Below are 13,990 nucleotides of genomic sequence, written 5' to 3' on the forward strand. Positions count from 1 at the left end.
AGACGCTACCGAGAGGACTCTCATGACCTCGTCAGTGCACGAAACGATCGCAGTGGATCTGGATTTGATCGACCTGTACAAAGACCTCCACGGCAACCCGGAACTTGGATTTCACGAGCATCGAACATCCAGTCTGGTGGAAGGACATTTGACAGCACTGAGATTCGACACGACTACCGGCGTCGGGACAACCGGAGTCGTCGGAGTCCTGAAGAACGGAGCGGGCCCCACAGCGCTGCTGCGTGCGGACATGGACGCCCTCCCGGTTCGGGAAGAAACCGGATTGGACTACGCCAGCACCGTGACAACGACCGACGATCAGGGGAAGACCGTCTCGGTCAGCCACGCGTGCGGCCATGACCTGCATACGACCTGCTTACTCGGTGCAGCCCGGATCCTCTCGCAGGACACGACGACCTGGTCCGGCACTCTTGTCCTCGTCTTCCAACCGGCGGAGGAACTTGGCGCGGGTGCGCAAGCCATGGTCGACGACGGACTGTTCGAGCGATTCCCGAAGCCCGACATCGTTCTCGGCCAACACGTATCGCCGCTACCGGCAGGCACGATCGCCGGGCACGCCGGCCCCTCGTATGCGGGATCGGACTCACTTCGTGTGAGACTGGTCGGAAAGGGCGCCCACGGATCTATGCCGGAGAACTCGGTCGATCCCGTGGTCATGGCAGCCGAAACCGTGTTGCGTTTGCAAACTGTCATCTCACGCGAGGTTCCGAGTACTGCAACAGCTGTCCTCACCGTCGGCTCCATCCATGCTGGAGATGCCGCCAACGTCATTCCCGGCGAAGCAGAACTGCAACTCAACATCCGCAGCTACGACGCAGTTGTGCGTCAGCGCATCCTGGACAGCGTCGACCGCATCGTCCAGGGCGAAGCGGCCACCGCCGGCGCTCCCACTCCACCGACCATCACCGAGACGGAGCACTTTCCGATCGTCGTCAACGACCCGGCGGCGCTGGACAAGACACTCGATGCCTTCGCCGAATGGTTGGGGACGAACAAGATTCTCGATCCCGGCGCAGGAGCAGGTAGTGAAGACGTCGGCATTCTCGCGACCAGTGCCGGTGCGCCACTGTCGTACTGGTTGTTGGGCGGTACCGACCCTTCACTGTTCACGACAGGTGACATGACCGATCCGGCTTTGCGAACCGTGCCGTCGAACCACTCCCCGCACTACGCTCCCGTGATCGAGCCGACCCTGACCATCGGTGTGAACGCCTTGGTCGTCGCGGCCAGGACGTGGCTCCCAACTCCCTAGGGTGTTGCGGGTCCGCAATCGATCGACCGTCCACACGATCAAGGCTGCAAACGCGTAGGCGCCGCCGAGAATACTTGCAGCGCCCCACCCTGCCGCGTCGAAAACCATAGTGGTGGAAACCGCCCCAGCCGCGCTGCCCAACGAATAGAACACCATGTAACTACCGATGGTCCGCCCGGCCGATTCCGGTTCATCCGCGACGATCAGGTTCTGGCTCGAGACATGAACAGCCTGCACGGCGAAGTCCAAAGCAACAACACCGACTACGAGTAACACCAGCGAGTGCGTCGCCTGCGCGTTGAAAACCCACGACAGCAAGAGAACGACCAACGACGCCCCGGTGACGCGTTGGGCTTTGCCTTGATCGGCCCAACGTCCGGCACCGATCGCGCCCAATGCTCCGACCAATCCGGCGATTCCGAAGAGCCCGATCTGTGTGGTCGACAATCGCCATGGCTCCTCGCTCAGTGGTAATGCCATACCGCTCCAGAGCGCACCGAAGGACGCGAACAGGAACAGGGTGATCAGAGCCCTCGTGCGAAATAGTCGGTTCGTAAGAGTCAATGTCACGACCGATCCCATTGCACCCACGTACGAACCCCGATCCGATTGCGAACGAGGGTCTTTCGGCAGCATCGTCAACGCGAGCGCCGCGATCAGGACCGAAATCAAGGTGGATCCCGCGTAGACAGCCCGCCAGCCTGCCAGATCCGCAACTGCGCCGGCGACAGTCCGAGCGAGGATGATGCCGACGACAACGCCGCTGGTGATCACACCGATGTTTGCGCCCCGCTCATCTGGGTCGCTGATTGCCGCAGCGTAGGCGACTACGACTTGAACGACGACCGAGAACGTGCCTGCGACAGCCATCCCGATCAGCAGTTGCAGATTCGTGGCTGCAAGAGCAACAAGCATCGTTCCTGTTGCAGCAGAGACGATCTGGATTGCGATCAATTTTTTGCGATTCACGAGATCGCTCAGTGGCACCAACACGATCAACCCCACCACGTAACCCATTTGGGCGAGTGCGACTACGAAGCCGAGGCCGGCCGGAGGGATGGAAAGATCTGAACCGATTTGCCCGAGGAGCGGCTGTGCGTAGTAGATATTGGCTACCGAGACACCGCAGAGCACCGCGAGCAACAGGCGAAGTCCACGAGGCATTTTGAACTTGTCCCGTGCGTTCTCGACAGATTGACGTGCAGTCACTTCCACCTCAATTTGGTTGCGTTTTGATACCATTTGAAGACTATGTCAATACAGTTTCAAAACGCAACCAATGAGGAACCCGATGCCTGATCGCACGCAATGGACGGACCCGCACTGCCCGACGGCCCGAGCGGCCGACATCATCGGCGACAGATGGTCGCTGTTGATCGTGCGAGACGCCTTCGACGGGTCGTCGAGGTTCAGTCAGTTTCAGCGAAACCTGGGCATCGCAAAGAATATCTTGACGGACAGGCTGAAAACCCTTGTCGAGCAAGGAATTTTCGAAGTCCGACCGAACGAACAAGGGACCCGCAACGAGTACATCCTGACCGGACGCGGTATGGATCTGTTCATCGTGATCACGAGCCTGCGGCAATGGGGAGAGCGCCACGCCTTCGATGACGGTGAGCCACACTCGATCTTGATCGACGACACCACGGGCGATCCGGTGCCCAGGCTTCGACTGATCAACGCACGGAATATCGACCTGGACCCGGCAAGTACACATGTGGAGAAGGTCGAGGAAGGCTGACCCGCAACTCGCCAGATCGGTAGATGGGCGCACAGGATTCGAAGTTCGCGCATACTCCGATCATGACTGTCGATCTCGAGTTTTCCTGGCCGCAGTTTCTCTGGATTGCATTCATCTTCGTCGGCGTACCCACAACTATCGGCGCAAGCATCATCTGGACAATCTGGCGTTCGGAACGAACTGGCGTGGAGCACTCCACGACCGCCCTCGACGCCGGGCGCACGGGATCGGGCCCACTCGGACTGTGGCGCACCGGCCTGTTGGCCTTTGCGCTGGGCTTTCTGTCTTGTGTGGGCTGGCTCAGCTGGTCAGCCGACTACAAAGGCGGATTCCGCGGCCCCGGCCTGCCTGCCCCGACGCAGTTTCCTCCCTGGCAGGTGTTTGCCTGCGGATTAACGGTGATCCTCGCGTGTTTCGTTTCCGCACATCGGTCGCAATGGATGAAGGCAGGCGGCCTGACTGCAGCTGCCGGCACGGCTGCGGGATTCACCACAGCATTCAGTATCGACGCCAGTACTGATGCCACCGGACAGGCAGGCGTGGGCGTCGCACTGTCCACGATCGGATGGGGCCTCACCCTTACCGCACTGATGCTTCTGCGCGGCAAGTGGTCGCGACGAGAATGAATCATTGCCGGATCATCCATCCAACGAGTAAAGAATTCGATAAGCGGACCTAACACGTCTTGAAATTCATTAAGAAGAAAATCGATTCCAGATACACGATCGCCTAATTGCCTGATTGCCGAACCTCCACGAGATCCTCGAAAAATATCAGACAGAAGCCTTATCGCTTCCCTGCCAACCCTTTGACGCATGCGGATCATAATATTCTTCGGACATCACGTGGATGCGCACACAAGCCTGTGACTCACGACATTATCCGATTTATCACGGGAAATCGTGATAAATCATCACCGTCACTGAAGTGCAACAACGCCTTAAGTTACAGATTCAACTAGTTCCAAACCATGGGGTTTCTTCCTTTTTCTCGGCGTCTCGAATCCGTAATGCTTGACATCGAATTGTCTTTCGTTCTCAATGAGCGATGTCAACTGACGATGATGCATCTCAGTGCATCAACGCAGTAATTCCGCTATCGAATCCAGTGAAGGGACCAGCCGCGAAATGACGGTTGCCGAGAGCTTGAAAGATAGGAATCTGTACTCCAACCTCAGGCGTGCTGCTGATTTGAGCAACCCATTCTGGGATCGCGCAGTCAGTGAGGGTCTGGCCGATATCACCGCCGATCGCGTCGCAGGTTTCGAACACCGGACGATCCAAGGATACGAATTCGAGAACTTCTCCACGTACTCGTATCTGGGGCTCGACACCGACGACCGAATTCGTTCGGGTGCGATCGCCGCTCTCGAGCGCGAACGAACGTTGAACAGTTCCATCTCGCGGATGAGAGTCCACTCCAGCCTTCTCGACGACACAGAGGCCGCGTTGAGCGAACTGCTTGACGCACATGTGCTCACCCTCGGATCCGCCGCAAACGCTGCGTGGAGTTTGCTCCCCCTCGTTGCGTCCGGGTTGCTCACCGGCGGTGAACCTCCCCTCATGGTGTTCGACAAGAACGCACACTTCTGCCTCAATGCCATGAAGGCGAGCGTCGCCGACGAAACGACGATCGTGACCATTCGGCACGACGACGTCGATGAACTCGAAAGTCTTTGCCGAACAAATTCTCAGGTGGCATACGTGGCGGACACCGTCTACAGCACAGGCGGGAAGGCGCCGCTGAACGAACTGTTTGCATTACAGGCCAAATACGGACTGATTCTCGTTCTCGACGAGGCGCACAGCACCTCGGTCATCGGACACAACGGGCGTGGCGCGGTCCTGGATCTCATCGGCAGCCTCAATGATCGAACATTCTTGCTGACATCACTGAACAAGGGATTCGGTGCTTCCGGCGGCGCGATCGCCCTCGGTCGGAACGGGGGCAGTCGAAATCGTGATCTCGCACTTCGCTACGGCGGCCCGTTGACGTGGTCGCAGCGTGTGAACGTAGCCGGGCTGGGTGCTATTGCGGCGTCCGTGGAGCTCCACCGCAGCGGAGAGGTCGACAAGCGGCAGCGGCAACTCCGCACGGTTGTCGAACTGTTCGATTCGCTCGTCGACACGCCGGCATCGGGCGATGGACTCCCGATCCGCTTCGTCACGCTCCACGAGGAAGAACAAACCATCACCGCAGCACAGAAACTGCTGGCTAGCGGTTTCTACACATCGGCGGTCTTCTTCCCTGTCATCGGCCGGGGCAAAGCCGGGCTGAGACTGATGCTTCGGGCGGACCTTCCACATGCAACGATCGAGCGCTTCGCCGACGTCCTACGAAGAGTCACGGAATGAGCGACGACCGCACTGTCGCAGTGACACCTCTGGCTTGTGCCGTCGTGTTGACAGCACAAATGGCCACGACCATCTACCTCCCTTCACTGCCGAAGATCGCGACGGATCTGGGCATCGAAGATTCCGTGGTGAAGTGGTCTGTGACACTCTTCGTGATCAGTGCCGCACTTCCGGTGGTCGTGTGGGGGCGGTTGGCAGATCGACTCGGACGCAGGACGGCACTGTTGTCCAGCTTGGTATTGTTCGTGATCGCCTGCGTTGCATTGGCTTTGGTCCAGAGCGTCGCCGTACTACTGATCGGCCGGATCGTTCAAGGCATCGGAGCAGGGGGTGCGGCCATCATCGTGCGAATGATGGTGAAGGACAAGTTCACTGGTTCGGAGTTGGCTAGTCGATTGTCGCTGTTGTCGATGGCATTTGTGGTGGCTCTGGGCGGTGGTCAACTGATCGGCGGCGCTCTCGCGTCGTTCACCTCGTGGCGAACCGGCTTCGGCGTGCTCGGAGTACTCGGAGCAGCACTCGCTGCGGTGGCACTGAGGACCGAGAACACCACAGTCCGCGACAACAACGAACGCGTTGTTCGGTGGAATGCCATAGTCCTGACACCCCAGTTCTACAAACCAGCCATTGCGGGGGGCCTGGGTTTCGGCGCGATAGTGCTGGTGCAGCAATCGAGCCCCTTCCTGTTCAGCGATCGATTCGACCTGCAACCGTGGGCATTCGGAGCCTTCGGAATCCTCTACGGAACCGCCTACTTCAGCGGCGCGCTTTACGTCAATCGAAGGGCCACAACCGTCGGTTCAGAGAAGTTGATGCGCCGAGGTGCGCTGTGCATGCTGCTTGCCGGTCTCGTCCTCATGCTCTGCTGGTATCCCTCACTCGGTTCCACGCCGTTGCTCGCGGTCTTCCTGCTCGGATACATCGCACTGACATTTGGGCAATCACTTCTCTTCCCGAACTCGGCAGCATCAGCAGTGACGCATTTTGCTGAAGGCGGAGCCATCGCCGTCGCGTACTGCGGACTCGTACAGCAGGGGATTGCCGGCATCGCCTCTGTAGTCGGACCTCTCGCATCCGATGAACGCGTGTGGTCGGCAATCGTCGCACTGATCACTGCAGCAGCGACTGCGCTCGTATTCTCCCTCCGCACAGCTTCCTCCGAACCGACAGTAGGTACGTCCCATGCCCGTCATTGAACGCACCGCACAACTCGACCCCGGTACCCGCGAGCAGAACTTACTGGCATACAAGCAAATTCGCGAGCGAGTTGCGGACGCGCAACACTTGTCCGTTCACGGGGCACCCGAGCGGTCGGTCGCCAAGCACCGGGCTCGCGGCAAATTGCCCGCTCGCGAACGCATCGATGCTCTTCTCGACGTGCAGTCCCCGTTCTTCGAGATCGGACAACTGGCAGGATTCGAGGTGTACGACGAGCAACTCCCGTCGGCTGGTCTGGTCACGGGCGTAGGGCTCATCCGCGGCTCACTCTGCGCCATCTTCGCGAACGACGCCACCGTCAAGGGCGGCACCTACTACCCGCTGACCGTCAAAAAGCAACTGCGATTGCAATTCGTCGCTCGTCGGCTGAGGCTGCCGTGTGTCTATCTCGTCGATTCCGGAGGTGTTTTCCTTCCGATGCAGGACGAGATCTTCCCCGACGAGCACCATTTCGGCGAGATGTTCAAGAACATCGCCGAAATGTCGGCGGACGGCATCGTTCAGATCGCAGCGGTCATGGGTTCCTGCACGGCTGGAGGTGCATACATCCCAGCGATGTGCGACGAGACCGTCATCGTCCGCGGTACCGGCACCGTCTATCTGGGCGGCCCTCAGTTGGTCAAGGCTGCAACCGGTGTCGACGTCGAACCGCAAGAGCTCGGCGGCGCCGACGTGCACGGGGTGATCAGCGGCGTCGTCGATCACATCGCCAACGACGACATCGAGGCTCTGAGCATGATCGCCGACATCGTCGCCCGCGGTGATCGACGGGAGGTACGGGCGCCGTCACGATCTCCGCGACCACCTCTTCACTCCCCCGAATCGCTCGACACGGTGATCCCGGCTTCCTCGAAAACCCCGATCGTCGCGCGCGACGTTCTGGCCCACCTGCTCGATGCCAGCGAATTAGTCGAGTACCGAGCGAATTACGGCCGAACCATCGTCTGCGGGACCGGCCACATCGAGGGGTACACCGTCGGGGTCATCATGAACGACGGTGTGCTCTTTTCGGAGGACTCCCTCAAGGCCGCGAACTTCGTCGAACTGTGCTCACAACGAGACATCCCATTGTTGTTCCTGCACAACGTCAACGGATTCATGGTCGGGAAGCAGTACGAAGCGGAAGGTATCGCCAAACACGGAGCGAAACTGGTCAATGCCGTTGCTTGCGCCAGGGTTCCCAAGCTCAGCATCGTCATCGGCGGAAGCTACGGGGCGGGAAACCTCGCGATGTGCGGACGCTCGATAGGTCCTGACTTCATGGCCGTGTGGCCGAACGCGAAGACCACCGTGGTCGGTTCCGAGCAAGCAGCGTCGGTGATGGCATTGATGAAGATCGAATCTGCGCGCACACGCGGAACTCCGCTCACGGAAGAGGAAATCGAGGAAATCAAACGGCCGATACGCGAAGGTTACGACCGGCAGGGCGAGTCGGTGTACGTCGCATCCAGGCTATGGGTGGACGCGATCGTCGACCCGGTCGACACGCGATCCTGGGTTTCACTCGCGCTGTCCATGCTTCCCCGCAATCACGGAACTACGCGCTTCGGCGTCTTCAGGATGTGAGAACATGACTCGACTTCTCATCGCCAATCGGGGCGAAATCGTCACGCGCATCGCGCGCACGGCCCGTCGTCTCGGCATGTCGGTAGTGACGATCTCCTCCCCCGTCGATTCACACGCACAGTGGCATCGCCTCGCCGATCACACCGTGCTTCTGGACGGAGACATCCCCTCGGAGTCCTACACCAATTCGGATCAAATCATTGCGGCCGCGCTGGCCGCGGATTGCGACGCCGTGCACCCGGGTTACGGATTTCTCTCCGAAGACTCCGATTTCGCTGAAGCCGTCGTCGCTGCAGGTCTGACATTCGTCGGTCCTGCCGCTGAATCCATCGCTCTACTCGGAGACAAGGCAAGAGCGAAGAAGGCCGCCGCTGACGCCGGCATCCCGACTCTCACCGCGTGGGGCGAGGCAAGCGCCGATCCCGATACCGTCCTCGGTCACGTTCGATCTCTCGACGTGCCGGTGCTGCTGAAACCGGTGTTCGGGGGCGGCGGCAAGGGGATGGTTCGACTACATCCGGGTGATGACGCACGAGAGGTCATCACCTCTGCAATCGGTTTGAACGAAAGGAACTTCGGCCGCGGCGACCTGATGATCGAAACGCTGGTGGAGCGTCCGCGTCACATCGAAGTTCAGGTCCTCTTCGATTCCTTCGGTACAGGAGTTCACTTCTTCACCCGTGAATGCTCCCTACAGCGTCGGAACCAGAAGATCATCGAGCAGGCACCGGCAAGTTCTGTCCCCGAATCGGTCCTGGGAGCCATGCAGCACGACGCTCTGCGACTACTCGGAGGCGTCGGCTACGTGAATGCGGCAACCGTCGAATTTCTGGTTGACGCCGAAAACCGCTACTACTTCCTCGAAGTCAACACGCGCCTGCAAGTCGAACACACGGTCACCGAGGAAGTGACCGGCGTCGATCTCGTCGAACTGCAACTCGACATCGCCCTCGGCGCCCGTTTGCCGTTACAGCAGCGCGATATCGCGCTGCGGGGTTTCGCGGTGCAAGCCAGAATCTACGCCGAGGATCCGTCGAACGGATTTCGGCCCGCACCTTCACATTCCGTGGACGTAACCTGGCCGTCGACGGTTCGCATCGACAGTGCTTTCGAGGGTGCCGGCAGCATTGCGCCGTTCTACGATCCGATGATCGCAAAGGTCATAGCAAGCGGTCCGACTCGGTCAACCGCACTGGAATCATTGGACCGAGCTTTGGCCGACTCCAGTTACTTCGGTGGAACCTCGAATATCGGTTTCCTCCGACTTCTCTTGGCGACACCGGCTGTGCGCGCGGATGACATTCACACTTCCTTCGTCGACGAGCACCTCACTCGGTTGATCCCGGATTCTGCAGAGCTCCAGGCCACCGCCGCTGCTGTTGCGATGGTGTGGACTTCCGTCGAGGAACAATCGCCGGTCACCGGGTCGTCATGGACCGGCCCCCACGGACTACATCGAGAGACATTGCGCAAGGTGGGATCCGACCCGATCGGACGCGAACTCATTGCCGACGGCCGCGTCGTGCCGACCACGGTCATCTCACAACGAAGCAACCACTGGATTGTCGCCGCCGACGGCCGGAACATTTCGGTGGTCGTCAGGGGCGGAACCGACGAAGTGACACTCAGCCTGGTCGCCGATGGTTTGACAACCACCGCTGGACGCCTCGGAGTCGGCACCGGTACATGGGTGTGCGTTGGTGGCTGGACCGTGAAGGTAATCGAGAAAGTCTATACAGCAAAGGATTCCGATCTCAGTGACGGAGAGATCACATCGAAGATGCCGGGAACCGTGCTGGCAGTGCTGCAGACTGGAACGCGGGTGTCGGAAGGTGATGTCGTCGCGGTCGTAGAAGCAATGAAGATGGAGACTGCCCTTCGTGCTTCCTCACCCGGAATCGTCTCGGCGGTGACAGTAACGGTGGGAGATGTCATCGATGCCGGACAAGTGCTGGCAGCCGTGGCGCCATGAGTAAAGATTGCCACGATCTTATCTCTTTCTTGACTGAAGCAATTGTTACACAATATCTTTCATGTCAGAAGCAGGGGGAATCGAGCGTCGCGCAGTCATTGTTTCCGCAACCGAACTCCGCGAACTCATTCGTTCCGATCGGACGCTCGTCGTCGTCAACGTGGTACGAGACAACAGCGAGGGCGGAGCCGGAATCATTACTGCGCCGCAGTCCATCACATTGTCGATCAACAACTTTCAAAGCAGTGGCGGCGGGACTGAAGGGAATCGACCGCTGCCAGATCTCGACGCATTCGGAAGAACACTGAACGATCTGAAAGTACCCGCCGATGCTCACATCGTGGTCTACAGTTCGGACTGCCCCCTGCTTGCGGCCCGCGCGTGGTTCACGCTTCGCTGGGCGGGACGTTCAGTGCGGTACTTGGACGGCGGATCGTCCGCATGGGCTTCATCCCGAAAACCCATATCGACAAACGATTCGATGCCCGTACCACCTTCCACCGCTAGCACGACACTCGCCGACGCAGAAGGCGCCCTGCGCGCGGCATCGGCCGGCAGATTGCTCGACGCCCGAGGATCGAGCAGTTTCCGCGCCGGCCACATCCCCGGATCTATCTCAGCGCCGGCAACTGACCTACTCGACGACAACGGCTTCCTACTTCCCGACCGCGAGTTACGAGAATACTTCCACCAGTTCGGAATAGAGCGTGGTGGCACCGTCGTGTCCTATTGCGTCGGCGGAGTTGCCGCGTCGCACAACGCACTGGCGCTTGCAGCGGTCGGCATCAGATCCGCGGTCTACGTCGCGTCGTGGTCGGGGTGGAGCGCCGACCCCGAACGACCCGTCTCCACTGACATCCATCACACACCAAGGAATCCGGACCAGCGATGACACGACAGATGATCCTCGGCGCCTACATGGTGTTTCCGAGTATGCACAGTGCCGGAATGTGGCGACATTCGTACTCGGAGAATGCCTTCGAGGACAGAGCGCTCTACGAGCGATACGCGCAAGCCGCGGAACGAGCGAAATTCGACCTGGTACTGATACCTGAGCGTGTGCACTACGTCGACGGCCACACCAAATACGGTCTGCTGACCGGCTTTCAACATGATCCGACGCAGTTGGCTGCAGTGGTGGCCGGCGTAACAAATCGTATCGGTCTCGGCGTAACCCTTTCGGCAAGCTTCAACAGCCCGTACAACCTGGCGCGAACTCTGGGCAGCCTCGACATACTCAGCGGTGGGCGCGCGGCCTGGAACATCGTGATGACGGCGCCCGGTCCGGCAAACGACAACTTTCCCGAAGTCGATCGGCTTCCGAGAGAAGAACTGTACGAGCGCGGCGACGAGGTTCTCGAAGCGACCACCGCACTCTGGTCATCGTGGGACGGCGACGCCGTGTTGGCCGATCGCGACAGCGGAATCTACGCAGACACAAGCAAGATTCACGCGGCCGACTACAAGGGCAAATACTTGTCGGTGCAGGGTCCACTCACCTTGCCACAATCACCTCAGGGCCGCCCGGTCTTCATCCAGGCAGGTGAATCGGCGCGAGGGCGCGAGTTCGGTGGGCGGTGGGCAGATCTGGTCTTTGCGATCGACCCGTTGGAGGAAGATCTTCGAGCGAAGCGCCAGGCAATTCGCGGCTACGCGGAAGAGGCTGGACGCGACCCTGATTCGGTGCGCCTCGTCGCCGCCGTGCAACCGATAGTCGGCGAGACGACGAGCATCGCGAAGGAACGGCAGGAGTATCTGCGATCCCTGATCCATCCGGATGCAGCAATCGAGTGGGTCTCCCACTCCGCCGGACTCGATCTGTCGCAGTTCGATCCGACAACTCCGATCAACGACGTCGTCGATCAGGGAAAAGGTCCGTCGCGTCGTCTGGCGCGGCTGATCGACGCCCAGGATCTCACTATCGCCGAAGCCGCACAGTTGTTCGCGCGTAACGATCTCACTCCCGAGATTGTCGGCTCGCCGCAAGAGATAGCGGACGAGTTGACCCATCTCTTCGAATCGGGAGCAGCTGACGGTTTCATCCTGACGGCTACCCACTTCCCCAGGGGGCTCGACGACTTCGCCAGTTCCGTTGTGCCACTTCTGCAAGATCGGGGCGTGTTCCGGCGCGAATACACCGGAACGACCTTGCGGTCCAACATCTTCGATTCCACTCGCACTTCCACACGATGAACGGAACTCAGTCCATGACGACGTCGCGGCTTTCATCCACACCGATCCGAGTCGCCATCCTGGCGTCGACGCTTGCAGTTGCGGCTGGTTGCAGCACTGCAACACCAACTGCCAGCGCGGACTCCGAGCCCGCGTCCGGGGGCGATCTGACCTTTGCCATCAATACGTTTCCACCGTGCATCGACAAGACCCTGAACGGTCAAACCGCCACGGCGTTCCATCCCCTCTACGACAAACTCGTCGACCAGAATCTCGACACCGGGGAGATCGTGCCTTGGTTGGCGACGTCCTGGGAGGTCCAGAACGACGGTCGACGATTCGTCTTCACTCTCCAGGACGGAGTTACCTTCAGCAACGGCGAACGTCTGGATGCACAGGTCGTGGCAGATAACTTCGAGAGCCAGAAAAGACTGGGAGACAGCGGCTTCGCAACCACTGCAAAATCTCATCTCGCGACCTTCATCGGGGCCGAGGTACTCGACCCCTCGACTGTCGCACTCGATTTCTCGGAACCATCGGCAGGATTCCTTCAAGCCGCCCGCTCCGACACGCTCGCCATCATCGCACCGGAATCCTTGAAGAAGACGCCCGAAGAACGCTGCGCCCAGGGCGTTATCGCTTCTGGTCCGTTCGTACAGAAAGAACTGGAGACCAACGCGAAGGTCGTACTCGCCCGCCGGGACGGGTACCACTGGGGATCCTCACTCAACAAGAACAAGGGAGAGGCATATCTGGATTCGATCACCTTTTTGGTGATCCCCGAATCCTCGGTGCGAATCGGCGGTTTGACGTCAGGACAACTGGACGCCGCGATCGACATTCCGAGCACAGACGTCGACCGCGCACAAAGCGCCGGACTCACTGTCATCCCGTCCATTGCTGCCGGCATCAACGACTCGCTCTTGCTCAACCCCACGTTCGCGCCGGTACTTGCGGACCTGAACGTGCGGCGTGCTTTGGTGAAGGGCATCGATACCCAACAGATCATCGACACCACCTACACACCGAGTGACGAGAAAGCACGCAGCATCCTGTCTGTGAAAGCGCCCGGCTACACCGATCTCTCGTCCGAGTACACCTATGATCCGTCGGGTGCGAAGTCACTGCTGGACGCCAGTGGATGGACAGTCGGCGGTGACGGATTCCGAACCAAGGATGGTGAGAAACTGACCGTGGAATTGGCCTACCGCAACCACCTCCCACAATCGCAGTTCGAACTGATCCAATCTCAGCTGCGCGACATCGGAGTCACGGTGAACTTGCAACCTCGCTCGACTGCCGAGGACAACGCCGCGAGAACCGACGGCACGTGGGAATCGATCTACTTCCAGAGCTTGCGCGCCGACGGTGACGTACTGCTGGTGTTCAGTCCCACTCTCGGCTCGACCAAAGGCATCGCCTCGACTCCCGAGCTGAATGCGTTGCTGGTCAAACAATCTCAGACCGTTGACATCGATGCGAGAAACGAAGTGTTGAAGGAGATTCAGGAGCTGATTGCCGATCAGGCACTGGCGATCCCGTTGCACGCCTCTTCGTTGATCTACGCGACGACTCCCGCGGTTCACGACCTGCGCATCCAAGCCGATCTCTACTCGGTGGACTTCGTGGATGCGTGGAAGAGCTAGTTCACACTTCCTCAACTCGACAACCTGCTTCGACAAACCCTTTTCTCG

General features: G+C 59.7%; 10 protein-coding genes and 1 pseudogene. 10 read left to right on the forward strand and 1 reads right to left on the reverse strand.

The window, feature by feature from the left end:
- Nucleotides 1-22: 22 nt before the first annotated feature.
- Complete coding sequence (locus ACKAMS_RS29025; RefSeq protein WP_408989935.1) at nucleotides 23-1,273, forward strand: amidohydrolase; 1,251 nt, start codon at nucleotides 23-25, stop codon at nucleotides 1,271-1,273.
- A 57-nt stretch (nucleotides 1,274-1,330) separates the two neighbouring features.
- Here the strand turns inward: ACKAMS_RS29025 and ACKAMS_RS29030 are convergent.
- Nucleotides 1,331-2,515, reverse strand: a pseudogene (locus ACKAMS_RS29030) (MFS transporter); the annotation flags it as partial.
- A gap of 49 nt (nucleotides 2,516-2,564) precedes the next feature.
- Between ACKAMS_RS29030 and ACKAMS_RS29035 the strand changes: the two are divergent.
- From ACKAMS_RS29035 to ACKAMS_RS29075, 9 genes are all read left to right on the forward strand, one after another.
- Nucleotides 2,565-3,014, forward strand: a complete 450-nt coding sequence (locus ACKAMS_RS29035) for a helix-turn-helix domain-containing protein (protein ID WP_046379802.1) — start codon at nucleotides 2,565-2,567, stop codon at nucleotides 3,012-3,014.
- A 23-nt stretch (nucleotides 3,015-3,037) separates the two neighbouring features.
- Nucleotides 3,038-3,640 carry a hypothetical protein gene (locus ACKAMS_RS29040; RefSeq protein WP_080945630.1) on the forward strand — a complete coding sequence of 201 codons (603 nt, stop codon included), beginning with the start codon at nucleotides 3,038-3,040 and terminating at the stop codon, nucleotides 3,638-3,640.
- 501 nt (nucleotides 3,641-4,141) lie between these two features.
- Complete coding sequence (locus ACKAMS_RS29045; RefSeq protein ID WP_020968692.1) at nucleotides 4,142-5,368, forward strand: aminotransferase class I/II-fold pyridoxal phosphate-dependent enzyme; 1,227 nt, start codon at nucleotides 4,142-4,144, stop codon at nucleotides 5,366-5,368.
- Complete coding sequence (locus tag ACKAMS_RS29050) at nucleotides 5,365-6,564, forward strand: MFS transporter (protein WP_046378077.1); 1,200 nt, start codon at nucleotides 5,365-5,367, stop codon at nucleotides 6,562-6,564. The genes ACKAMS_RS29045 and ACKAMS_RS29050 overlap by 4 nt, the downstream gene beginning before the upstream one ends.
- On the forward strand, nucleotides 6,551-8,152 hold the full coding sequence (locus tag ACKAMS_RS29055; protein WP_408989936.1) for a carboxyl transferase domain-containing protein: 1,602 nt from the start codon (nucleotides 6,551-6,553) through the stop codon (nucleotides 8,150-8,152). Before ACKAMS_RS29050 ends, ACKAMS_RS29055 begins: the two co-directional genes overlap by 14 nt.
- 4 nt (nucleotides 8,153-8,156) lie before the next feature.
- Nucleotides 8,157-10,124, forward strand: coding sequence for an acetyl/propionyl/methylcrotonyl-CoA carboxylase subunit alpha (locus ACKAMS_RS29060; protein ID WP_408989937.1), 1,968 nt, complete (start codon nucleotides 8,157-8,159; stop codon nucleotides 10,122-10,124).
- Between the two features lie 61 nt (nucleotides 10,125-10,185).
- The gene (locus ACKAMS_RS29065; RefSeq protein ID WP_408989938.1) at nucleotides 10,186-11,016 is read left to right on the forward strand and encodes a sulfurtransferase; all 831 of its coding nucleotides are present in this window, start codon (nucleotides 10,186-10,188) and stop codon (nucleotides 11,014-11,016) included.
- Nucleotides 11,013-12,317 carry an NtaA/DmoA family FMN-dependent monooxygenase gene (locus ACKAMS_RS29070; protein ID WP_046378075.1) on the forward strand — a complete coding sequence of 435 codons (1,305 nt, stop codon included), beginning with the start codon at nucleotides 11,013-11,015 and terminating at the stop codon, nucleotides 12,315-12,317. The genes ACKAMS_RS29065 and ACKAMS_RS29070 overlap by 4 nt, the downstream gene beginning before the upstream one ends.
- Before the next feature lie 14 nt (nucleotides 12,318-12,331).
- Entirely contained in the window at nucleotides 12,332-13,942 is a 1,611-nt protein-coding gene (locus tag ACKAMS_RS29075) for an ABC transporter substrate-binding protein (protein ID WP_158630208.1), read from the forward strand.
- Nucleotides 13,943-13,990: the final 48 nt, after the last annotated feature.

Source organism: Rhodococcus sp. 5A-K4, assembly GCF_046097995.1.
Taxonomy (GTDB): Bacteria; Actinomycetota; Actinomycetes; order Mycobacteriales; family Mycobacteriaceae; genus Rhodococcus_F; species Rhodococcus_F erythropolis.